Annotated in this window: 23 protein-coding genes and 1 tRNA gene; 22 read left to right on the forward strand and 2 right to left on the reverse strand. The window is 33.2% G+C overall.

Annotated elements, in window-relative coordinates:
- Nucleotides 1-122 precede the first annotated feature (122 nt).
- A complete protein-coding gene (speD, locus tag CJF42_RS12015; RefSeq protein ID WP_095366951.1) occupies nucleotides 123-935 on the forward strand; it encodes an adenosylmethionine decarboxylase in 813 nt (270 codons plus the stop codon).
- Nucleotides 936-1045: 110 nt separating this feature from the next.
- On the opposite strand, the gene CJF42_RS12020 is transcribed toward speD, so the two are convergent.
- Nucleotides 1046-1936, reverse strand: a complete 891-nt coding sequence (locus CJF42_RS12020; RefSeq protein WP_095366920.1) for a phosphoribulokinase — start codon at nucleotides 1934-1936, stop codon at nucleotides 1046-1048.
- Between the two features lie 442 nt (nucleotides 1937-2378).
- Here CJF42_RS12020 and radC point away from each other — a divergent pair, with 442 nt between their 5' ends.
- The 5 genes from radC to mutM all read left to right on the forward strand — a co-directional run bounded on the left by radC (nucleotide 2379) and on the right by mutM (nucleotide 5175).
- Complete coding sequence (gene radC, locus CJF42_RS12025) at nucleotides 2379-3053, forward strand: RadC family protein (protein WP_095366921.1); 675 nt, start codon at nucleotides 2379-2381, stop codon at nucleotides 3051-3053.
- A gap of 241 nt (nucleotides 3054-3294) precedes the next feature.
- The gene (gene rpmB, locus CJF42_RS12030; RefSeq protein WP_042150648.1) at nucleotides 3295-3531 is read left to right on the forward strand and encodes a 50S ribosomal protein L28; all 237 of its coding nucleotides are present in this window, start codon (nucleotides 3295-3297) and stop codon (nucleotides 3529-3531) included.
- A gap of 11 nt (nucleotides 3532-3542) precedes the next feature.
- Nucleotides 3543-3698 (forward strand): 50S ribosomal protein L33, encoded by a 156-nt coding sequence (rpmG, locus tag CJF42_RS12035; RefSeq protein ID WP_095366922.1) that lies wholly within the window; start codon nucleotides 3543-3545, stop codon nucleotides 3696-3698.
- 178 nt (nucleotides 3699-3876) lie between these two features.
- The gene (locus CJF42_RS12040) at nucleotides 3877-4317 is read left to right on the forward strand and encodes a hypothetical protein (RefSeq protein WP_141235547.1); all 441 of its coding nucleotides are present in this window, start codon (nucleotides 3877-3879) and stop codon (nucleotides 4315-4317) included.
- A gap of 48 nt (nucleotides 4318-4365) precedes the next feature.
- On the forward strand, nucleotides 4366-5175 hold the full coding sequence (gene mutM, locus CJF42_RS12045) for a bifunctional DNA-formamidopyrimidine glycosylase/DNA-(apurinic or apyrimidinic site) lyase (protein WP_095366924.1): 810 nt from the start codon (nucleotides 4366-4368) through the stop codon (nucleotides 5173-5175).
- 234 nt (nucleotides 5176-5409) lie between these two features.
- Here mutM and CJF42_RS12050 read toward each other — a convergent pair.
- Nucleotides 5410-5485 (reverse strand) — tRNA-His (locus tag CJF42_RS12050).
- Nucleotides 5486-5596: 111 nt separating this feature from the next.
- On the opposite strand from CJF42_RS12050, the gene CJF42_RS12055 reads away from it, so the two are divergent.
- The 16 genes from CJF42_RS12055 (at nucleotide 5597) to CJF42_RS26785 (ending at nucleotide 23933) form a co-directional block, all read left to right on the forward strand.
- Complete coding sequence (locus tag CJF42_RS12055; RefSeq protein WP_095366925.1) at nucleotides 5597-5971, forward strand: YbaN family protein; 375 nt, start codon at nucleotides 5597-5599, stop codon at nucleotides 5969-5971.
- 114 nt (nucleotides 5972-6085) lie between these two features.
- Entirely contained in the window at nucleotides 6086-6904 is an 819-nt protein-coding gene (locus tag CJF42_RS12060) for a mechanosensitive ion channel family protein (RefSeq protein ID WP_095366926.1), read from the forward strand.
- 72 nt (nucleotides 6905-6976) lie between these two features.
- Nucleotides 6977-7735 (forward strand): DUF481 domain-containing protein, encoded by a 759-nt coding sequence (locus CJF42_RS12065; RefSeq protein ID WP_095366927.1) that lies wholly within the window; start codon nucleotides 6977-6979, stop codon nucleotides 7733-7735.
- Nucleotides 7736-7844: 109 nt separating this feature from the next.
- The gene (locus CJF42_RS12070) at nucleotides 7845-10520 is read left to right on the forward strand and encodes a polysaccharide biosynthesis/export family protein (RefSeq protein WP_502694788.1); all 2676 of its coding nucleotides are present in this window, start codon (nucleotides 7845-7847) and stop codon (nucleotides 10518-10520) included.
- Between the two features lie 63 nt (nucleotides 10521-10583).
- Nucleotides 10584-11543, forward strand: coding sequence for a Wzz/FepE/Etk N-terminal domain-containing protein (locus CJF42_RS12075; protein WP_252097598.1), 960 nt, complete (start codon nucleotides 10584-10586; stop codon nucleotides 11541-11543).
- Between the two features lie 62 nt (nucleotides 11544-11605).
- Nucleotides 11606-12673 (forward strand): UDP-N-acetylglucosamine--undecaprenyl-phosphate N-acetylglucosaminephosphotransferase, encoded by a 1068-nt coding sequence (gene wecA / locus CJF42_RS12080; protein ID WP_095366929.1) that lies wholly within the window; start codon nucleotides 11606-11608, stop codon nucleotides 12671-12673.
- A gap of 87 nt (nucleotides 12674-12760) precedes the next feature.
- Nucleotides 12761-13948 carry a lipopolysaccharide biosynthesis protein gene (locus CJF42_RS12085; protein ID WP_170940588.1) on the forward strand — a complete coding sequence of 396 codons (1188 nt, stop codon included), beginning with the start codon at nucleotides 12761-12763 and terminating at the stop codon, nucleotides 13946-13948.
- 12 nt (nucleotides 13949-13960) lie between these two features.
- Nucleotides 13961-15304 carry a nucleoside/nucleotide kinase family protein gene (locus CJF42_RS12090; protein ID WP_095366931.1) on the forward strand — a complete coding sequence of 448 codons (1344 nt, stop codon included), beginning with the start codon at nucleotides 13961-13963 and terminating at the stop codon, nucleotides 15302-15304.
- Nucleotides 15301-16476 carry a hypothetical protein gene (locus CJF42_RS12095; protein WP_095366932.1) on the forward strand — a complete coding sequence of 392 codons (1176 nt, stop codon included), beginning with the start codon at nucleotides 15301-15303 and terminating at the stop codon, nucleotides 16474-16476. Before CJF42_RS12090 ends, CJF42_RS12095 begins: the two co-directional genes overlap by 4 nt.
- On the forward strand, nucleotides 16473-17519 hold the full coding sequence (locus tag CJF42_RS12100) for an EpsG family protein (protein ID WP_095366933.1): 1047 nt from the start codon (nucleotides 16473-16475) through the stop codon (nucleotides 17517-17519). Before CJF42_RS12095 ends, CJF42_RS12100 begins: the two co-directional genes overlap by 4 nt.
- A gap of 95 nt (nucleotides 17520-17614) precedes the next feature.
- Nucleotides 17615-18769 (forward strand): O-antigen ligase family protein, encoded by a 1155-nt coding sequence (locus tag CJF42_RS12105; protein WP_095366934.1) that lies wholly within the window; start codon nucleotides 17615-17617, stop codon nucleotides 18767-18769.
- On the forward strand, nucleotides 18766-19893 hold the full coding sequence (locus CJF42_RS12110) for a glycosyltransferase (protein ID WP_095366935.1): 1128 nt from the start codon (nucleotides 18766-18768) through the stop codon (nucleotides 19891-19893). Before CJF42_RS12105 ends, CJF42_RS12110 begins: the two co-directional genes overlap by 4 nt.
- Nucleotides 19884-20585, forward strand: coding sequence for an acyltransferase (locus CJF42_RS12115; protein ID WP_212668812.1), 702 nt, complete (start codon nucleotides 19884-19886; stop codon nucleotides 20583-20585). The genes CJF42_RS12110 and CJF42_RS12115 overlap by 10 nt, the downstream gene beginning before the upstream one ends.
- Nucleotides 20582-21799 (forward strand): glycosyltransferase family 4 protein, encoded by a 1218-nt coding sequence (locus CJF42_RS12120; protein WP_095366936.1) that lies wholly within the window; start codon nucleotides 20582-20584, stop codon nucleotides 21797-21799. Before CJF42_RS12115 ends, CJF42_RS12120 begins: the two co-directional genes overlap by 4 nt.
- A gap of 7 nt (nucleotides 21800-21806) precedes the next feature.
- Nucleotides 21807-22892, forward strand: a complete 1086-nt coding sequence (locus CJF42_RS26780; RefSeq protein ID WP_170940591.1) for a glycosyltransferase family 4 protein — start codon at nucleotides 21807-21809, stop codon at nucleotides 22890-22892.
- On the forward strand, nucleotides 22893-23933 hold the full coding sequence (locus CJF42_RS26785; RefSeq protein ID WP_170940592.1) for a DUF1972 domain-containing protein: 1041 nt from the start codon (nucleotides 22893-22895) through the stop codon (nucleotides 23931-23933).

The following is a 23933-nucleotide window of genomic DNA, read 5'->3' on the forward strand; positions in this document are numbered from 1 at the left end:
ATATTGAGCGAGAATTGCTGAGTGTAATTAATAAAGCTTTTTTGCAGGGCTTTTTTCGTATAAACTTTGAGAAACAAGCCCTGCAAGGGCAAATAAACAACTTTAACAAGGATGGTTTTTTGGTGCATAGACCATTTGAAAAACTCAAACTTCATGGTTTTAATAATTTAACTAAAAGTTTAAGTTTTAGTATTTATGATATTCGCTATGCCAAAACACAACAACAGCGAATAGAATACTTGGAATATATTGGGCAGCAATATAGTGCTGAGCGTTTAACCGATATTTTAAGAGAAGTCGTTGATATTATTGGTGCCAATATACTGAATGTTGCACGACAAGATTATGAACCTCAAGGTGCAAGTGTCACTATGCTTATATCTGACGAAGCACAATTAGGAAAAGAAGCACAAAACCACGTTCAGCAAGCAAAACCCGGTCCTTTACCAGATTCCGTTGTTGCTCACTTAGATAAAAGCCATATTTGTGTTCATACCTATCCCGAAACCCACCCTGTAGAGGGGATTTGTACATTTAGAGTTGATATTGAAGTGTCTACTTGTGGTGTTATTTCGCCACTTAAAGCCGTTAACTATTTAATTCATTCTTTAGAGTCAGACATTGTCACTTTAGATTACCGAGTACGTGGTTTCACCAGAGATGCGTCAGGTAAAAAGCATTATATAGATCATGCAATAGATTCAATTCAAAACTTTATGACTAAAGATACCTTAGTTGGCTATCAAATGCTTGATGTAAACATTTATCAAGAAAATCTATTTCATACAAAAATGATGCATAAAGAATTTAACTTAGATCAATACTTATTTGGTATTACTGCTAGAGATTTGTCTGAACAAGAACAATCAGATATTGCTGAAAAGCTACAGCGTGAAATGAAAGAGATATTTTACGGACGTAACTTATCTGACTAGAGTTTTGAAGATGGAGCTTTATAACTAAAAAAAAGGCTATAGATGAGAGTTCACCCTTATAGCTTTAAAATCGTTAGGTTACTATATCATAATTAACGGACCTAAACTGGCTACCCAGCTGGTGCTAAATTCATAGAGGCGCGCTTTTTAACAATGATATCTTCAATTAAAGGTCTCAGTATTAACTCCATTGCCAAACCCATTTTACCACCGGGTACAACCATAGTATTAATGCGCGACATAAAACTGCCTTCTATCATTTGTAAATAGTAAGGGAAGTTAACATCAGCAATATCCCTAAAGCGAATCACGACAAAACTTTCATCTAGTGATGGAATATCTTTAGCGCTAAAGGGATTTGAAGTATCAACAGTTGGCACGCGTTGAAAATTAATATGAGTACGAGAAAACTGTGGTGTAATATGGTTAATGTAATCATCCATGCTACGCACAATTGAATCTCGAACAGCTTCGTGAGAATGACCCCGATCTCTGGTATCGCGAATTAACTTTTGGATCCACTCTAAGTTTATAATAGGCACCATACCGATTAATAGATCGACGTGTTTAGCAACATTGTGTTCGTCATCAACTACACCACCGTGTAAACCTTCATAAAAAAGTACATCAGTAGTGGCTTCTAAATCTTGCCATGGCGTAAAAGTACCTGGTAGTTGATTATATGGCACTGCTTCATCAAAGGTATGTAAATATCGGCGGGTTTTGCCTTGACCTGATTCAGCATAGCTAGTAAATAAGTTTTCAAGTGCTGCAAAATCATTAGCTTGGGTACCAAAATAACTAATGTGTTTACCATCTTGATGGGCTTCACGTACACGTTTATCCATTTCAGGTCGGGTGTAGCGATGAAAACTATCACCTTCTATCGTGGCAGCATCAATATTTAAACTGCGAAAAATATGTTGAATGGCGTTAGTGGTAGTCGTGGTACCTGCGCCCGATGAACCTGTGATCGCGATAATGGGATGCTTAACTGACATTTTATGTTCTTCTTAATTGTATATAAATCTGCTGCGCATATTTATTATGGGCACTGCGTATCATTGAAATAATTTTAATTTCGTGGTCGACAGTATTTTAAGATATGCGCTATTGTTTTATATAAAGTAAATGGCAGTAGACAATAGGTCAAGTTTATTAGGGTAACTTGATGTACCCAAATCACTATAAGATGCAGAATTGAGCTGGAATAATAAGTGTCTTAAGTCAGTTTATTCGCTTTTGTTGAAAATTTATGAGGAAGTCGCAGAAAATATTAACTTTAAGCTATAGTTAAATTGAAATTAAAAACTTAAGTCAAAATACGACTTACTTTAAAATAATATATTGTGCTAAGCAGTGGATCAATAAAGATGCGAAGCAGGTTTTCGACATGCTGTAATCTCGCATTTCCATGTAGCATGGGTATATAAGGAAATGAATATGCAATTGACTGCGATGCCTAAAGAGACTCGTCCAAGAGAAAAGTTATTAGCAAAAGGTGCTGATGCATTAATTGATGCTGAGTTATTGGCGATATTTTTGCGAACTGGCACACCGGGTATGAATGCAATAGAGTTAGCGCAGCATTTACTACAAGAATCGGGATCATTACAAAATTTATTTAATGCACCTTTATCTGAGTTTATAAAATTAAAAGGATTGGGAAGTGCTAAATATGTGCAATTTCAAGCAGTATTAGAGTTAAATAAACGTTATTTGGCTGAGCAGTGTCAGCAACAAACTTTATTTGATTCACCAAAAGCCGTGCGTGACTTTTTATCTTTAAAATTAAAGGCACAGCAGCAAGAGGTTTTCATGCTACTTTATTTAGATAGCCAAAATCGTTTACTAAAAGATGAGGCATTATTTTATGGCACAATTAACGCGGCGAGTGTTTACCCAAGAGAAGTTGTTAAGTCAGTTTTAAAACATAACGCTGCTTCTGTTATTTTGGCACATAATCATCCATCAGGAGTTGCTGAGCCAAGTGAGGCTGATCGACTTATCACCAATAAACTAAAACAAGCTTTGCAATTAATTGATGTTCAAATTTTAGATCATATCGTCGTGGCAAGTAACAAAACGCTTTCTTTTGCCGAGCGAGGTTGGCTATAAATAAAAGTTTTTAGGTGGTTTGGCTCTAAAATAGTAAAAAAATCGTTTTTTATGCAAATTAGTTTAAATTAACTGCACTTTTTACTTTCACTTAGTCGAGAGGATCTCTATAATTAGCCGCTATCAAATTTACACATGAGCTGAAGTGGTCAGATAGTCCACTTTACAAGATCTTTGCCTGTAGTTGCTGTACTTATGGCTTGGGGAAATTAGCTCGAGCAAGATATTGGAGATATATATAATGTCTAAAGTCTGTCAAGTTACAGGTAAGCGTCCAGCGGTAGGTAATCACCGCTCACACGCAAGAAATGCAACTAAGCGTCGCTTTTTACCAAACCTTCAAACTCACCGTTTTTGGGTTGAGAGCGAAAAACGCTTTGTTAAACTACGTACTACTGCTAAAGGTATGCGTATCATCGACAAAAATGGCATCGACGCGGTTCTTACAGATATCCGTGCTCGTGGCGAAAAAGTTTAAGGAGCTGAATAATGCGTGAAAAAATCCGTTTAGTTTCAACTGCTGGTACTGGTTATTTCTACACTACCGACAAGAACAAGCGTAACATGCCTGAAAAAATGGAAATCAAAAAGTTCGATCCTAAGGTTCGTAAACATGTGATTTTTAAAGAAGCAAAAATAAAGTAATTTTGCTTTTTAAAGAAAAACCCGATTTATCGGGTTTTTTTATCTCCAAAATTCAACATTTCAATCATATTCTGCCATTTTAGAGTTTAATTGGTTACACTTCTTGTAAATTTATCAAATTTAAATCTTTATGATCCGATTAAGTAAAAAAGGTTGGAATAATGTATTAATATTTTCCATGTTAATAATGATCTTTTTGTTCAATGGTTTACATCATAAAATTATTGATACAGAATCAGATGATATAATACAATCCATCTTAAAAGAGCAAAGTTACATTCTGACAATCGAATACCCTTTATATAAAATTGAGCGTATTGGTACTGGTTGGCGTAGTAATTCACAACTAACAGGGCCTCAAATATTCGAACTCTCAATTAATTGGCAGCAAGCTACTGGTTTGCGAATAACTGATATTGATGCCATTAAATCAGAGTTTAAAAATAAACAGGCTGAAAATATAGTGACTATTTGGCTTGCTGGTGAGGCGTTACCACAGGTATATGCATTTTTTAAATTAGGTCAAGATTACTTTATTCATATGCCAAAAGCAGCTAATGAAACTTGGTTAAAACTAACTAGCGATCAAGTAAAGTTATTATTTCCAGAAGATATTTAGATTGATCATATATTTATTTGAATTGGTATTAATAGTTAAGAGAGAATTATGCCTGAATTACCAGAAGTTGAAGTAAGTAGAATGGGAATTTCACCTTACCTTGAAGGTGAAGTAATAAAAAAAATACATATTTATCAAGCAAGTTTACGCTGGGTCGTACCTGAGGAGGTTAAACTAACCGAAGGGTTAGTTATAAATAAAGTAACGCGACGTGCAAAATATCTATTATTAGAAACGATAATGGGCAGTTTAATTTTGCATTTAGGCATGTCGGGTAAACTAAGAGTGATAGATCATTCAGTGCCTAGGATCAAACATGATCATATAGATATAGAGATGGAAACGGGTAAAACATTAAGGTTTAATGACACAAGACGTTTCGGCTGTTTTTTATATCAACCACCAGGAACAATACATAAGTTATTAACTAAGTTAGGGCCAGAACCACTTACATTAGCTTTTAGTCATGAAGCGTTATATGAAAAATCTCGCGATAAAAAAACGGTTATTAAACAATTTATAATGAATAATGCCAATGTTGTTGGTGTTGGTAATATATATGCTAATGAGGCATTGTTTAAAGCGGGTATTCACCCGCAAACTCAAGTAGGTAAAATCAGTAAGAAACGCTATGAAAAATTAGTGGTATTAATAAAAGAAACGCTAGAGCATGCTATTTTACAAGGAGGTACGACATTAAAAGACTTTGCCCAAACAGACGGTCAGCCAGGATATTTTGCACAAGAGTTATTAGTGTATGGTCGTACAGGTTTACCTTGCAAACATTGTACTAAGCCATTAACTGAAATAAAAATAGGTCAACGCAGCTCTGTATTCTGTGATGAGTGTCAGAAGTAAACCTGTTTTGTAAGTATAAGATAAGGTTCCCGATAAAAGACTTCGAGAATAATGGGATCTTTGCACCAAGCTTAAACCCTTCACTAGATTCTGATAAAGCACTTTTGAAATCACGGGGTTTGAGCACAGAGTTAAGATTAAAAAATAGAAAATTAAAGTAAGAAGAAGCTATAAATAATATAAAAATTAATAAAAAAATAATCTGAAATGATAAGTACAAAATAGGTTAAAGAGTGGGGCGATTGACGGGGCTCGAACCCGCGACCACCGGAATCACAATCCAGGGCTCTACCAACTGAGCTACAACCGCCACTTCTTTAAACACCGTGTTGGTGTTGGCGCGCATAATACATAAAAATAAACGTCATGGGAAGAGCTATGTTACTATTTATTTCGAAAAATTAAAAAAAAAGGAAAGTAGATGATAAAACGTACGTTTTGGCTGCTTTTTGGTTTGCTAAGTTTATTATTAGGTATCGTAGGTGTTTTTTTACCTTTGCTACCAACAACACCTTTTGTATTGCTAAGCGCATATTGTTTTTCTAAATCGTCAAAAAGATTACATTTGTGGTTATTAAATCATAAATTATTTGGTTCATTGATTTCTGACTGGGAAAAACACGGAGTGATCCGTTATAAAACAAAATGTTTAGCAACGGCAAGTATGTTGATTTTAGTATCTTATCCGCTTATTTTTTTACCAATTATAATATGGCTTAAATTAGTGGTAATAATTACGATGGTATCTGTGCTTATATTCATATGGACTAGGCCTTCTAGCCCGGTTGAAGTGTAATAAAATGTAACCTTTTTATATAAATATAATATACAATACTTTTTTCTTACTTTTGTTAATTAAAAGCAGAGGTAATTAGGCATCATTTTTTATTTTCATATAAAGGAACATTAAATGGAACAGGCGGCTGATTGGTTAAACAATAATTCAGATTTATTCATTCATTACGGTATAAATACAATTTTAGCCATAGTGATATTTCTTATTGGTAATAAAATTGCTCGATTTTGCGCTAAAACTACCGAAAAAGCGTTTACTAAAAAGAAAGTAGATAAAGCGGTTGGTTCATTTGTTTCAAGTATAGTATATGCGTTGGTTTTTGCTGTTGCAATTTTAATGGCGTTATCACAAGTTGGTATTGAAACGACGTCCTTTATTGCTATTTTAGGTGCTGCAGGCTTAGCAATAGGTTTAGCATTGCAAGGTTCATTATCAAACTTTGCATCAGGCGTTTTAATTATTATGTTGCGCCCATTCAAATCAGGTGATTATATCGAAGCTGCAGGTCATGCTGGTTCAGTAGTAAAAATTGAAATATTCGCAACTGAATTACGTACGCCAGATAACAAAGTGGTCATTGTTCCTAACTCTTCAATTATGTCTGGTGCGATCACAAATTACTCCAAAGAAGCGACACGTCGCATTGATTTAGTGATTGGTGTGGGTTACGACGCGGATCTAAAACAAGCAAAACAAGTTTTTCAGTCGGTATTAACAGCTGATGAACGTATTTTAAAAGATCCTGCTTATACAGTTGCGGTATTGGAATTAGCGGATTCAAGTGTCAACTTTGTGGTACGTCCTTGGGTTAAAACAGCTGACTATTGGAATGTATACTTTGATTTGATGGAGAATATTAAAGTTGCACTAGATGATGCAGATATTAATATTCCGTATCCGCAAATGGATGTACATGTTCAAAAAGAAGATTAGGTTTAGTGCGTAGCCTAATGACAATTCAAAAAATATTTATTAAACAGTTATTAAATAAAGGTTTTAATTGAAATGAAAAAAATATATTTATCACTTGTGGTTGCTGCGTTAACTGCAACTCATGTCGCTGCTGAAGAAGCAAAAACAAATTGGCAAGTAACGAGTGAACTTGGCTTAATTTTAACAAGTGGTAATACTGAAACGACTACGCTTAAAGGTGCAATTAAAGCCAAACACGAAATGGAAAATTGGACAAATGAATATAAATTAGATGGCTATTTCAAAGAAGATGAAATTGAAAAAGAGGATGGTACTAAAGAAACACAACGTACTAATGAAAAGTACTTTGCATCTGCACAAGGTAATTATAAATTAAATGAGAAAAATTCACATTTCTTTTTATTTGGTTCTCATACATCTGATTATTTTGGTTCATACAGAAACGAAAGCGTATTAGCATCAGGTTATGGTAAACGATTTTTAGCTAAATCAAATATGTATTTTGATGCTGAAATTGGTCCTGGTTATAAGTATTTTGAAAAATCAAAAGACGAGGACGGTAATAAGGGAGACACCGAAGGTGAAGTTATCGCGTTAGGTAAAGTTAACTTTAGTTGGGATATCACTGAATACGCTAAATTTACGCAAACGGTTGGCATGGAATATGGTTCGACTAATACTAAAACCAAATCAGAGTCTGCATTATTAACTAAAATTAATGGTTCAATGCAAATGAAAATGGGTTTTAACGTAACGCATAATAGTATTGTAGATAAAGATGAAGAAAATATGGATACTCAAACGACGTTAACATTAGTCTACAGTTTTTAACATTTTAAATTGATATTTTACTAAAAAGGAAGCTTAGCTTCCTTTTTTTTTATGCAATCTAAGGTAGAATACAGCACTTTATTGTTCATTTTAGTTTCAAGGGATCTTTGTGAAGTTTTTAAATATTGTTTTATTAAGTATAATCGTGCTGTTATCGGCATCGGTAAATGCTGCGACACCTACAAAACAACAAATGGAACAGTTTAAAAGTTTACCAAAAGCACAGCAAAAAGCTTTAGCTCAACAAATGGGCATAGACGTATCTGATCTTACAAATACAGAGTCTTCATCAGAACAAACAGAATTAGAACCCACGATATTCCCTCGTGAAGAAAAAGAAGAACTTTTATCAGAAGAAGAAAAATACAAACCTGTTGAAGATGAAATTAAGCCTTTTGGTTATGAATTATTTGCAGGTGATCCAACTTCATTTATGCCAAGTGAAATATCAGCAGTGCCTGAAACGTATACAGTTGGCCGAGGCGATGAATTTCAAATCAACTTATACGGTAAAGAAAACTTAACCCATACAGTGATTGTAGATCGTGAAGGCCGTTTATCAATACCTGATTTAACACCTGTATTTGTAGCAGGTTTAAGTTTTGCTGAAGTAAAAGAATTAGTCAAAAATAAAATATCTCAAGAAGTGATAGGCGTAAAAGCATTTATATCTTTAGGTCAGTTACGTTCAATGCGCATTATGGTATTGGGTGAGGCATTTAAACCTGGTAGTTATACAGTATCTTCTTTAACGACAGTATCACATGCATTATTTGTAAGTGGTGGTATATCTGATATAGGTTCATTACGTAATATTCAAGTAAAGCGCGCTGGTAAAGTAGTACAAAATTTTGATTTATACGATTTATTAATAAAAGGTGATAGCTCTGGCGATATTATGCTAAAACCAGGTGATGTTGTATTTATTCCACCTGTGAGCAAAAGAGTCTCAGTGCAAGGTTTAGTAAAGCGCCCAGCTATATTTGAACTAAAAGATAATGAGCAAGCTGCACAACTGATGAAAATGGCCGGGGGGCTGTTGCCCTCAGCATATGCTAAAAACGCCATAGTAGAACGGTTTAGCAGCAAAAGTTTAAAAGAAATATTATCAGTTGATTTAACTTTAGATAACCTGACTTATAAACCCAAAGATGGCGATGTTGTAACATTAAAGCCGATGAGCGAACAAATAAGTAACTCAGTAGCGCTTGTTGGTGCAGTTACCAGACCTGGGCAATATCAATGGTATCAAGGGCAAAAAGTATCGGATGTGATCAAGTCTGTAAAAGGTGATTTATTAATACAAGCCGATCTTGATTATGCTTTGGTGGTGAGAGAACAGAATATTCAGGGTAATGTTAAAGTACTGCAGATAAATATTGCTAACGCAATAGCCAATAAGACCTCTGATAACGTATTACTACAAAAAAATGACCGAATATTAGTGTTTAGTCGCTATCAATTAAAAGTGAATGAAAAAGTCGCTTTAAATAATCTTGCTCTAACTGAAACGCAAGCATTCGAGTTGGAAAAGACTGAATTGTGGCATCAATTTGAAAATAAACAGTTTTACGATTTTGTTGGAGCTAAACAGTTAGGAGCAACAGAGGCCGTAGAAGCAACAGAAAAGCCAGAGGAAATTGAAGTAACAGATTTAAACAAACTTCAATTATCAAATAGAAAAAACTTAAAGTTAGTTGATTTTAGTGCCTTTAGCCGTGAGAAATTACTAAAACCACTGATTTTGCAACTTAAAAAACAATCAGGTGTAAATGAAAAAATAAAACTGGTTGAAGTAGCTGGTCATGTGAAATTTCCGGGTATTTATCCTTTATCTGAAGACGCGTCTGTAAAAGAGCTGGTTATAGCTGCCGGTGGTTTACTTGAGTCTGCTTATTTAGCTAAGGCTGAAGTAACCCGAGTCTTAAATAATGATACCGCTAGCGTTGCCCATATTGGCTTTGATTTGAAAGATGCTATCGCTGAAAATACATCGGTAAAGTTTGCATTAAAAAGCAGAGATAGTTTGAATATATTTGCAGTTCCTAACTGGCAAGAAAATATAAAGGTGGAACTCAAAGGTGAAGTTAAGTTCCCTGGCACTTATACCATAATGCGCGGTGAAACTTTAGTGAGTTTACTTGAAAGGGCTGGTGGTTTTTCTGATTTAGCAGCGCCAAATGCGGCAATATTCACTCGAGAATCAGTACGTATAAAAGAAGAAAAGCAGCTAGCTAAGCTTGCCGATGAATTACGTAAAGATATCGCAACAAAAAGCTTTCAAAGTTCAGTTGGCAGTAATTCACTTTCTTATGCAGATACTAATAACCTATTAAAAGATATAGGGTCAGTAGAAGCGGTAGGGCGATTGGTAATTGATTTACCTGAGATCGTAAATGGTCACAGAAATTTAACATTGCAAAATGGAGATGCTTTATATATCCCAGCTCAGCGAGCATCAATCAGTGTTATTGGCGAGGTGAATTTAGCAACATCTCACTTATTTACAGCAAATACAACAATTGATGAATACATAGCACAAAGTGGTGGACTTAAAGGTCGTGCAGCAGAAAGTCGTATTTATGTGATTAAAGCAAATGGCGCAGTAAAAATGCCAAAACCAGCAAGTTGGTTTTCAGTCTCTCAAGATAACTTTTTAGAGCCTGGCGATACCATTGTTATTCCGCTTGATTCAGATCACATGAACAATCTGACATTATGGAGTACCGTCACGCAAATCGTTTATCAATTGGGTGTAGCAGTTGCTGCGATAAGTAGTATTTAACTTCAAGATTTGAATAACCTTTAGAACATAGAATAATAATAATTAAAGGCTTAATTTTATTGTTTGAATAGAATAGAAAATATTGGAGTAAATAAGCATATTATGAAAAGTAATTTACAAACAGATAATGAATTTCGAGAGTTGTGGATAGAAATTTGGAGTCGAAAATGGTTTATATTTCTAACTAGTCTTATTGTTGTTATTTGTGCTGTCTTTTACGCACTTTCTTTGCCAAATATTTATAAGTCAGAAGCGTTGCTTGCACCTGTTGAAGAAAATAATCATAGTTCTGGTGGGTTAGCATCACAATTTGGCGGTTTAGCTGCTATTGCTGGTATTAATTTGTCTAACTCTGGAGCGGATAAGTTAACATTAACCTTAGAGGTGTTAAAAAGTAGAGCTTTTCTAGTTGAATTTTTAAACGAAAATAATTTTAAGCCCATTATCATGGCTGCCAATGGCTGGAATATGTCTACAAATACGATAAAGTATAATCGCGATATCTATGATCTAGACTCCAAAACTTGGCAAAGAGAAATTAAAGCACCAAAAAAAGCGGAGCCTAGTGATCTTGAAGTCTTTGAGTTTTTCATAAAAGAGAATTTATCGATCAATAAAGATAAAGAAACAGGGCTGGTGCTGTTATCAGTGAAACACTTTTCACCTTATGTAGCAAAAGAAATTGTTGATAAATTAATTTTAGCAATTAATAAGAAAAGAAAGCAGGATGATATAGCTGAAGCAAATAAAAGTATTGAATACTTGAGGATTGCTTTAAAAGAAACAGTCGTAGTTGATATGCAGAAAATATTTTATCAACTTATTGAGCAACAAGAGCAAACAAAAATGCTAGCGAGTGTTCGTGAACAGTATGTATTAAAAGTCATTGACCCTGCTATTATTGCCGAGAATAAACATGGCCCTAAAAGAGCTGTTTTTTGCATCTTAGCTTTATTATTTGGCGTGATCTTTAGCTTGGTTGTTGTAATGCTAAGATTTTTTTATAGTAAACATAGCAACTAGATATGTGTTATGTATTTTGTTGCACTCAGCAATTAATATGTTCAAAAGAAATAGAGTTTAGAATGGAATTAATATTACCGCTCCTAGTAGCGTTTATCATATCTTATATAAGTATATGGTTTTCAAAGCCAATAGCTGTGGAATTAGGGTTAGTTGACATCCCTAACTCAAGAAAGCTTCATATGGGAACAGTTCCTTTAGTTGGTGGTATTGCTATCTTTTTTGGGGTTTTAACTTCAACATCAATTTTCATGTTAAACAATCAATATTTGAATATATATCTTGTAGCTTCTGCATTAGTTGTTTTTATTGGCGTTCTTGATGATTTCTACGATTTGCCTGTTCGACCACGTATTGTAGCGCAAGTAATAGCTGCCTGTTTTATGATTTATGGTGCAAATATCAGTGTTATAAATTTAGGTGATTTATTTGGCTTTGGGGTTGTATCTTTAGGTGTCCTCAGCTCTATTTTTACAGTTATCGCTGTTGTTGCTTCGATTAATGCATTCAATATGGTTGATGGTATTGACGGGTTGGTAGGAATGCTTTCATTGGTTACATTTATAGCCTTGACCTACCTGTTATATGTAGCAGACCATAACTGGTTACTATTAAGCTCAACATTTATTGCTGCTACTATTGCTTATTTAATTTTTAATTTAGGTTGGGTTAAACATAAACGAAAAAAAGTGTTTATGGGTGATGCTGGAAGCATGCTAATTGGGTTTAGTATTCTTTGGTTGCTAGTTGTAGGCTCGCAAGGAAGTGCGCCTGCCTTTAAGCCTATAACTGCATTATGGCTAGTTTCGGTGCCTGTTATGGATATGGCAGCTATTATGGTTAGGCGAATAAAAAAAGGACAATCACCTTTTAAACCTGATAGAGATCATTTACATCATATTTTCCTCAGAGCTGGCTTGTCATCTAAGCAAACACTTATATTTATAACACTGATAGCGTTAGGATTAACCTTCCTAGGTATTTTTCTTGAATATTTAGAGACCCCAGACTGGTTAATGTTAAGTATATTCTTATTTATTTTTATTTGTTATAGCTACGCAATTACTCATATTTGGCGCTTTTTGGCATTTTATAGAAGATTTAGGGTGAAAGGACGAAAGGTAGAATAAAGGCTATGGATTGACCTTTATACTTAAATATATATGAAAATTTTTATAAATAAACTGTCACCTTTGATTGACCAATTTGTAGTTAGTATGAGTAATTTTGTAATAACAATATTGTTAGCTAGGTTATTAAATTTAACTGATTTTGGATTATATTCTATTGTTTGGCTTATTGTTATTTCAATAGCATCTTTGGTTCAAGCTTTAATATTTTCACCAATGCTTTCATTTTCACCTAAAATGTCTATTTCAAGGCTGCGTATTTTTTCTAACGTAACTTATTCACAGTTATTAGTTTTGCTTGCGATATTACTATTTTTATTAAGTCTGATTTCATTTATATCCTATTTTTTTGATTTACATACCATGTTTCAAGTTGCATTAGGAGTTTTATTTGTATCGATTCCATATTATTTATTTGAGTATTTCAGAAGAGAGTTAATGATTCAGGGGAGGTGTATTGCATTGCTCTGCACTGATTGTTTAACTTATCTCACTATCCTTTGTTGCTTATATTTATTTGAAGTGAAAAGTTTATATTATGCAGTAATGACAATTTCAATATGTTTTAGTGGGGTTGTTGTCGTGTTTATGCTTACCTCAAACAGTCGAATAGTTGCATTTTGGCTAAATACGCCAGAATATAGGGCCTTGATAATAAAACAGTATTATTTTTCTAAGTGGTTAGTCGCTTCTTCTGGGTTGCAGTTTTTAAATGGTAATGTTTTTACATTATTTGCTGGTGCATTTGTTTCTATGGCTCAAGTCGGTTATTTACGAATGGCACAAAATATTGTTGGAATCATTAATCCTATATATGTATTTTTGGATAATCATGCCCAGCTATATTTAGCAAGAATTAAAAGTGAAAAAGGGAATGAAGCCTGTGAAAAAGCTTATTTAAAAGTCGCTACATTATGCATGATGGGATTAAGCTTTATTCTAGTCATTCTTTTCACTTTTAAAACTGAAATCATTACTTTTGTTTATGGAAAGCAGTCGGCAGAGGTTAATGAATATATGGTATTGATGATATTTTTAAGTTTTATCACTGGGGCTAACTTTCTAGAGCGGTTAATATCAAAGGTCAGGGAAAATACTCATATTATATTTAAGTCCTATGTGCACTCCTCTATTTTAAGTTGCATCTCTGTATATCCATTAATTTTATATTCCGAGGGGAGAGGTGCTGTACTTGCAATGATATTTGCACAGTTAATTATGCTCATCTCTATTTTAAGCTCTAAAACACAAAAAGCAGTTAACTCTGTTAAATAAAGGAAGTCTGTTTTGTTTCAAATAGATGTAGAATTACTAAATGCGTTGTTTGTAAGTTTAAATGATAAGGTGAAGTTCCTAATTTTGAGAAATCATACGGGGTTACCTGAAAGTAATAATGCAAAAGATGTTGATATATTAGTACCTAAAGAAGTAAATCCAAGAGTGATTTACTCCCTTATTAGAGAGTTAGCTGACTCTTTGAATGCTAAAATAATTTGGGTGAATAAATTAGATTATCTATCTGGTTTTGTTTTAACTAGGGAGTTAGGGGATGGGCAGGTTGTATACGCTAAATTAGACTTTTTTTATGGTTTAAAGTGGCGTGGTTTAGAATTTCTTAATTCAGATGAAATTTTAGAACAAAGAGAGAGTGTTGCTAATTTTTATATTCCAAATCAAGGGCATGAAGCTGTTATTCATATCATAAATGGTGTGTTATATGGTAAAGGTGTCAACCCGAAGTATAGTGAAATCATCTTACACGGCTATAAACATGATAATACTCAATTTGAGGCGTTGCTTGTAAAGTCAGGAATTGGAAAGTTATATGAAATAATAAAAAGCAATGTAGAGAGCCTAACCTCAGAGTGTTTGAATATCAGAAAACCCCTAATTAATTTGTTAATTAAGAACCAGTTATCAGCTAATTTAGTAGGAGGGTTTTTAAGATCAGTGAAAACTGAGATTTTGGGGCGCCGAAGGTTTGGTTATTTATTAACATTTTCAGGCCCAGATGGTGCAGGGAAAAGTTCAATAATGGAACCTGTAATAAGCTTTTTTAAATTAACGGGTATCTGTAAACAAGAACTGGCGCATCACTTTCTCCCAGAAGGCATCCCTCCATTACATAGATTACTTCGTTTTAATAAAAAGCTTTCAAAGCAGGATTATACTCAACCTTATTCAGAGAAACCTGTGGGTTTAATTTCATCTACAGTACGGCTTACTTATTATTTACTAGCATTCTTTTATGCAAAAAATAAGTATTTAAAACCCCAATTTAAGCACAATGAAGTTGTTATTTTTGACCGCTATTACCCAGACTTAATTGCAGATCCTACTCGAGCGCGGTTATCAATAAGTAGAAAGATTATATCACCTGTATTATCCTTGGTGGCAGCTAAACCCGATATAGCGGTTATTTTTGTTGCAAATCCTGAGATTTTAATAAAACGCAAAGGGGAGTTAACAGAAGCGAAGGCTGTTCAATTAGTTAAAGATTATAAAGGAATTTGTGAGAATAGAGACTTTACATTATTAAATAATAATGGTTCTTTGGCTAATGGCTTGTCTACCTGCTTTTCTATTTTATTTGATGGTCTTCACTCAATAAATGTAAAGAAGTTAGTATGAGAAATCAATCTAAAAAAGTAAATGAAGAAATACTAAATAGTATTGGAATTGATTTTACTGATGAAAATTCTCAAGAGAAGTCTGACTCAAAATATTATGCAATGTATTGGCCTGATGGTACTATGCGATGGGCTTTTACAGTAACAGGGATTACACCAGGTTTTCTAGCATTCTACTCTGCTGCTAATATAAGAGCAAAGCTAGGGGTGTGCTTTATGCATATGATTGCTGCAATGGGCTTAATGAAATATTTCGCAAAAAAAATGCCTAGATTAAGAGTACTTGAACAAGGGATCTTAGCTACTTCACTCAAACAAACTAATTGTAATGGGTGGTCATTATTTGCAGGAACACCGGGAATAGACCGAAAAGCTGTACTGGCATTATCCGATAATGGAACAATTAAAAATTACGTTAAAGTTCCAATTTCAGATGCGAGTCGAAATTTAGTTTTAGATGAATTTAAAGCTATTGAACTATTTAGTAATTTGCAACTAAAATCAGTTTCTATACCGTCAGCTAAGCTACTAGAGGGGAGTCTGATTTTATCTAATGTTAATATAGAAAATTCAAGAGTTTCATCAAAGCTTGGCTGCACCCATTTAAATGGTTTGAAACAAATTTTTCAATCTAGCAAGGAAGAAATAACTGTAAACAGTTATTTAGAGCGTCACTCATTAATTGAACGATTTAAATTTCTTACCGGTAAAGAAGCGTTAGATAACCGAATTGATTATGAAAAAATAAAGTTAATAACGAATAATGCCTTAAGAGAGTTAGATAAGTTAACGGCTAATTTTGGTAGTAAATCAATTCATATATCTTTAGCGCATCGTGATTTTACACCTTGGAATTCTCTTATTGCAAAAAATAGTTTAATAATATTTGACTTGGAACTAGTTAAACAGGGTTTATCATTTGGATTTGATATCTTTCATTTTACCTTTCAAACATCAATTATGCAGGGAAAAGGTAGTGGGATAAATGTTTATGATGAAGACTTAATGAATGCACTCAAGGAACTCAGTCGAAATATAACATACGAAGAATTTGAAATTTATAAAAAATTATATTTTCTATATCATATTTCAGAGTATTTATTAAAATATTTGGAGCAACCAATTGTCCATGAGCAAGTTATAACACAGATTGATTTCTGGTCTACTCTATGATTCTTTACTTTTTATACGCGAGCTCATATTTTTGGTATTTTAGTGCTAAAAATTATAAAGACCATATTGCGGTATTGATACCTATTTTATTCTTTTGGGTAATGCTATTGTCTTTAAGGAGTGAGAGTTATGGGGAGGATATAAAGTATTATTTTTATATATTTATTCATCCAGAACGATATTATCTTGACGAATTTGGCTTGTATTATTTTAATGCGCTTTTAAGTTTTTTTTCTTCGGAGTATATTTGGTTTTCCTTATGTTATTCTTTATTAATTAATAGTTTGTTAATTTTTTTTTATAGATACTTAGATCGTAATGCCGCTATATTAATGTTTCTATATTTTTGCTCTACCTTCATATTTTATCAGTTAAACTTGAATATTTTTAGACAAGGAGTTGCTGTAGTTCTTGTTTTGTTTTCAATTACTTTATTTTCTAAGCATGCTTCCATATCAATAATGATATTGGTATTAGCTATTTTGTTCCATAAAGCAGCAATAATCGGAGTCGTATTTTTATTTTTCCAACAGTTTGATTTTAAAAAAGCGTTAATTATTCCAACTGTTTTGCTGAGCATATTTCCAATTGGACCTGATTTCTATGCTGGTGTAGCGGGGATTATTGGTCAATTTATTCCAATAATGGAAAGAGCTTTAAATGCATATGTTGAAATGGGTCAGCAAGGCTTAATAGAAAGCTCTGATTTAAATCATCGAAATTTGCCAATAATTGTTACAGCTTTGCTTCTATTAAAGGCTAAGTTACCTGAAAATATAAGAGTAAATAGTATCGTTTGGGTCTATATTTTATCTTTACTTTTCTCGGCTTTGCTTACAAATAATGTTTTACTATATGATCGAGTGATTATATTTTCTCAATTACTTCAACCTTTTGTTTTCATGCTTAGCTGTAAAGCTATATTCCCAAATAGGTGGATGGTTCCTTTTATATTTGTAGCTGTATTGCAATTTATATTTACGGTTTCTATTTGGGGGCCTCAAAACTTATTGCCAACATACGACTTTTATAAAATATTGTAGTGCGGGCTATTTGCCTCAATGGTCATCGAAATGTAAATGTTTTGAAGTTGGCTGTATGATAAATATCAATTTAAAGTGGTTATTATGGAGTATGGATGCCTGCTATTGTGATTGCAAAGTATGTTTTTTCTCTTTTTATATTAATTTTTATTTGTCTTATAATGAGAAATTGGAATGCTAAAATATCAAAAGGTGAGCTTTATTTTGTAGTATTATTTACAGCTATATTGGTTCACTCAATCGCTTTTAGTCATGAGATTGAAAATAGTGTTGAGCGATCATTATTTAGCCTTTCATTTGTATTTATGTTGTTATCTTTAAGGGTTTCATTCGGGCAAAAACTGTTAGATTGGCTAAAAAATTTTTTAGTTGTATTTGCGATCATTGTTACTTTAATTAGTGATATAATATTAGTGTTATTCGGTAATTCTAGTCGATTTTATATTGAAGGAAATTTTACAAGCATTTTTAGTAATGCAAATAATTTTGGTCTATTAGTGAGTGTATTTTTATTACCGGCTGCTATTTCATTTTTCGCATCAAAAAAGCGGAAAGTAACTTGGAAAAGTGCAGGGATGCTCTGTTTGGTTTTTAATCTTCTGTTCATTTTAATTGAAACAAGATCTAGGGCATCGTTAGGTGTCGTGCTATTTATAATTAGTGTCTTTATTTTAATTAAGTATAAAAAAAGCTCTAGTAGAGTTGCAATAGGTGTTACAGCATTCGTGGTGTTAATGCCTATTATTATATCACTACAAGAGACTTTACTAAATAAATATCAGTCAAGTGGTCAAATAGAAAATAATATTTTTTCAACAAGAATGATACTTTGGATTCATCGTATAGAAGGGATTCAAGAAAAGCCATTAATAGGTTGGGGTTACCAGGTTAATTCAGCAAAAAATAAATTTTTTGGGCCTTATAAATTTAACGAGTTAGAAAAAGGGAATACACCATTAGCATTATTAGAAGAATTTGGAGTTATATTCGGTGGTTTAGTTATATTTTCCTTATATTCACTTGTTTATAAGTTTCTGTCATTAAAAAAGCAGTATTCTCTTATTCCTCTTTTGGTTACTCCTGCCCTAGCTCATTCAATGTTTGAAACTTGGCTGTTTAATTTTAATGGCTATTATGCTTGGATATTATGGGGTTGTATTTTTTTAGGGTGTTCATTTTTGAGTAAACAGCGTATTGAAGAAAAACATCGTATTGCTAAAAGTAAATTAGAGGAATTAAATCACAGATGAAAATAGTTCATTTTATTCTGGGAAGGGCAAGTCAAAATACCGCTAATGGTGTAAATAAAGTTATTGGCGGTTTAGCTAAGTATGGAAACCAGAAAGGGCACAAAATATATGTTGTAGGCATAAGTGCAAGTCAAAAAGAAAGTTTTACGTTAGTCAGTCGGGATGGCTTTGAAGTTGAAAGTTACAACACTTTCTTTAACGGGGCTTTTAAGCGAGTAAAAGAGCTTTTGAGTGAATGTGATGTGGTTCATCTACACAGTGTTTGGAATAACTATAATTTATTTTTGGCAAATTATTTAAGGAAAGTTGGAAAACCTTATGTTGTTACAGCTCATTCAGGTTTAACAGAGGATCGCTTAAAGCAAAGTAATTATAAATTTAAGCTGGCTTATCATGCACTTTTCCAGAAAAAATTATTTGACTCAGCTGCTGGTGTGCATGCTCTAACAAGAGAAGAGTCGACCGTTTTAAGAAAGCATACAGATAATAATAATATTTTTGTAGTGTCAAATGGCCAAGATTTAGGTGAACAAGTTTTAAGTCCGAAAAAGTACGACAGTGTTAACGAAAAGATAAACATAGGATTTATAGGAAGGTTGTCAGTTGAAAAAAATATTGATGGATTGATTAATGCGATAGCCCTATTGCCGCCAGAAATAAGAAGTAGGATCATACTCAACCTAATCGGTCCTAACGCTCTTAATAAAAAACAATTAGATAAAGAAATAAAACGGATGGGGATTGAGTCAAACATTGTCTTTAAAGGTGCATTATATGGTGCTGATAAAGATAGGGCTTTATCTAATTTAGATTTTTATATTCACCCTGCACATTCTGATGTTGTTAGTATTGCTGTAATGGAAGCGATGCGTTTAGGTTTACCATCCGTTATAACAAGAACTTCAGATGTCAGTTATTTTTATAACCGTGATGCTTTTGTGATGATTGAACCTGACTCTAAAGATATTGCTAGAGGCATTGTTGAGATGTTTGAAAGAAGAGCTGAATGGTCAAATATGTCTATGAATGCAATTGCGTTAGTACATGATGTTTTTAATTGGGAAAAAGTTGTAGAACAATTAATTATTCAATATAAAGGAGCTATTGATATAAAATGTTCATAAAGGTCATAATTTGGTTTATCCAGAAGTATAAAAATCCCAGTTTTGAATTTGATCAGAGTGTTTCTTTTGGAATTATTTGTTCTTTAATCTTATCTCGTCTTATTTCTCGAGTTCGTGCATTAAAGTTGCTCGTGTATTTAAAGCTACCAAAGGGGCTGTTTTTAGGGAAAAGTGTAACTTTTTTCAATATCAAGAAAATTACTTTTGGTCAAAGTGTTACAATAGGCAGCTCTGTTCATTTAAGCGGTTTAGGCTCTGATGGTTTGAATATAGGGCATCGCGTAAATATAGGTGATTATTCGAGAGTTGTTGTCTCCACCTCTTTTGATAATATCGGCAAAGGTATTAAATTACATGATGATGTAGCAATTGGAGAGTTTTCTTATATCGGTGGTGCAGGTGGTGTTGAAATAGGTTCAAGTTGTATTATTGGTCAATATTTTAGTACCCACCCTGAAAATCATATTTTTTCCTCACTAGAAACAGAAATTAGAGCGCAAGGTGTCGATAGGAAAGGTATTGAAATTGGCAGAAATTGCTGGATAGGTGCAAAAGTAACTATATTGGATGGATCTGTCATAGGAAGTGGTTGTGTGGTTGCTGCTGGAGCTATAGTAAATGGGAGTTTTCCAAATGATGTTGTTATTGGTGGAGTTCCGGCGAAAATTATAAAAAAGCGAAGTAATAAATGAAAAGCATCTTAATAACTGCCTATGATGTAAACCCTTACCAAGGATCTGAATCTGCTACTGGTTGGAATTATCCGTTACATTTAGCTAAAGATAATAAAGTATCTGTTGTAACAAGAGAAAACAATTTACCCGAGGTTTATCGATATATAGAAGAGAATAAAATAGATACAAGCAATTTGTCTTTTATTGGTTGCGATCTACCATATTGGGCACGCTTTTGGAAGAAAGGTGCTAGAGGATCTTTTTTATATTTTTATTTATGGCAAATATTTGTGACTTTAAGTTTTTTTTCGAAGCGAGATCAATTTGATATATGTCATGGCCTTAATTTTCATTGTGATTGGGCACCTTCTTTTCTTTGGTTATTAGGAAAGCCATTTGTTTGGGGCCCAATTAACCATAATGAGCAACTTCCAGATTATGTTTTAGCTACCTTACCTAAGAAAGAATTAAGAGCTGAACGAGTTAAGCTAATTTTTAAAAAGCTATTTTGGAATTTTGATCCATTTTTGTTTCTCACTAAGAAACGAGCAGATAAAATACTTGTAGGTCACAAAGGTGTTATTGAAAGTTTAAATCTAGATAAAAAAAAATGTATTTTATTTAATCAAATAGCAACAGAAGTGAGAGAGTATAAAGCTCTGGAGGGACGAGATTTTAATGTACTATTTATTGGACGAGGTTTATTAATTAAAAATTACTTAACGGTACTTGAAGCAGTTAAGTTGTCTTTTGAGAATATTGACAGTAATGCTTTAAGTTTATCAGCGTCTTTTATTGGTGTAGGAAAAAATGCAAAAAAGGTATTATTAGAAAGAGCTGAGGAGCTAAATATAGCTCAATTGATTGAGGTTAAAGATTGGGTTGAGTTTGATGAGGTCAATTATTATTATAGCCAGGCAAGTGTTTTCTGTTTTCCTTCATTTGAAGGTGCAGGAATGGTAATTGCTGAGGCTTTGTCCCATGGTGTGCCTGTTATTACAATTGATAGAAATGGTGCAGCTCATGAGTTATCTTCTGATTATTCATTTGTCATAAAAGGTCAAGACTCTAAAACAATAATAAAAGGAATTTCAGAAGCTATTACATTACTTTCTAGTGACAGTAATACTAGATCTTTGATGAGTTTAGAGGCTCATAAGGCTGCAGAAAAAAAATTCAGCTGGCTAGAGAAATCAAACATAATATCCAAAATTTATACTTCTTTAAAATGAGTGTTCAGTGAAAAGAAAAAACTATATAGCAGTGCATTTGCTAAACGACTTTAGTGGAAGCCCGTTAGTGTTAGCTAATTGTATAGACGCATTAACATCTGAAGGGAAAAATGTTGAATTATTAACTAGTGGAAAAAACGGTTTTTTATCTAGATGTGAATGTAAACTAACCTCTTTTATTTATAAGCGTTTTGAAAATAAACTACTTACTTTACTTTCATTTCTATTTTCACAATTATTACTTCTAATAATGATATTTCTCAAAGCAATTAAAATGAGGAATAAGCCAATAGTAATAATCAATACTATATTGCCGTTTGGTGCAGCTTTGGGGGCAAAGCTAGCAGGTTGCAGGATTGTGTATTATGTACATGAGACATCCATAAAGCCAAAAATCTTAAAGCGCTGGCTGAAGTTTATACTTAGGCTAACTGCAAATGATGCTATTTATGTCTCTAATTATTTAATGCAAAAAGAAGGTGTTGGTAAAAAGGGTAAAATAAATGAAACTGTAATTTATAATTCATTGCCACCAGAGGCAATTAAACTTAGTGCGATAAATAATAAAAAAGAATTTACGGTTTTTATGCCCTCTTCACTAAAGAGGTATAAAGGGGTATATGATTTTGTGCAGCTTGCTAAACTATTAAGAAACACAGATATAAATTTTGTGATGGCTTTGAATGCAGAAAAATCTGAGTTTAAGGAATTTTTAAGAGAGGTGGGTGAGCTTAAAAACTTAACAATATATAGAAGACCTAAAAATATTAATGAAATTTATAGCAAATCTTCTTTAGTGTTAAATTTATCAAATCCAAATGAATGGATTGAAACATTTGGGATGACAGTGATAGAAGCTTTTAACTATGGTTGTCCTGTTATTGTGCCTAATATAGGTGGGATCTCTGAAATTGTTGACCAAGGGTACAATGGTTATAAAATGTCAGTTGTAGAATTGAATTCTATTAGTCAGAAAATTAACCAATTAAGTGAAGATAGGGATTTATATAAAGAGCTTGCTACTAATGCTTTAACATCATCAACTCATTATCACTTTTTAGAGTATAAAAATAAAATTCAAGGGTTATTGTAAATGAAACTTTCAATTGTAGGAACCGTAGGTGTTCCTGCTTGTTATGGTGGGTTTGAAACTTTAGTAGAGAACTTACTCGATGAATCAAGTACAAGTGTGGATTTGACTGTTTATGCTTCATCCAAATCGTATAAAGAAAAAACTCCAAAATACAAGAATGCAAATTTAAAGTATATCCCTTTACAGGCAAATGGAGTACAAAGTATACCTTATGATATTTGGTCTTTATGTCATGCAGTATTTAAAGGGACTGATAATATATTGATTTTAGGTGTTTCAGGCGCGATTTGTTTACCGTTTATTCGGCTGTTTTCAAAAGCTAGAATAGTAACAAACATTGATGGTTTGGAGTGGCGTCGTGATAAGTGGAATTCATACGCTAAACGCTTTTTAAAATTATCTGAAAAAATAGCCGTAAAATACTCAGATGTTGTTGTTGCTGATAATAAAGCAATTGCAGATTATGTGTTTAACGAGTATGGATGTGACTCAGAGGTAATTGCTTATGGTGGAGATCATGCGATAATTGAAGCATTAAATATTAATGATGAGGGTTATGCTTTAGCACTATGCAGAATTGAGCCCGAAAATAATGTTGAGATGATTCTTTCAGCCTTTTCTCAGACACAGAAGAAAATAAAATTTGTAGGGAATTGGGGTTCCAGTGAGTTTGGAAGGACCATGAGGGAGAGGTTTGAATCTTTTGATAATATAGAAATCATAGAGCCTATATATGATATATCAACTTTATTTGAGATGAGAAGAAATTGCTCCTATTACGTTCATGGCCATTCTGCTGGAGGAACTAACCCTTCATTAGTTGAGATGATGCATTTTAACAAAAATATTATGGCATTTGATTGTAACTATAACCGTGCTACAACTGAAGATAAATGTCGCTATTTTAAGAGTGAAGATGAACTAATAGCTAAGACAGAAAGTATAGGTAATGCTGATCATGGTAAGGTTATGAGAGAGATAGCTCAAAGGCGCTATACATGGAAAATAGTGAAACAACAATATTTTAATTTATTTAAGTAA

It is taken from the genome of Pseudoalteromonas sp. NBT06-2 (genome assembly GCF_002276045.1).
Lineage (GTDB): Bacteria > Pseudomonadota > Gammaproteobacteria > Enterobacterales > Alteromonadaceae > Pseudoalteromonas.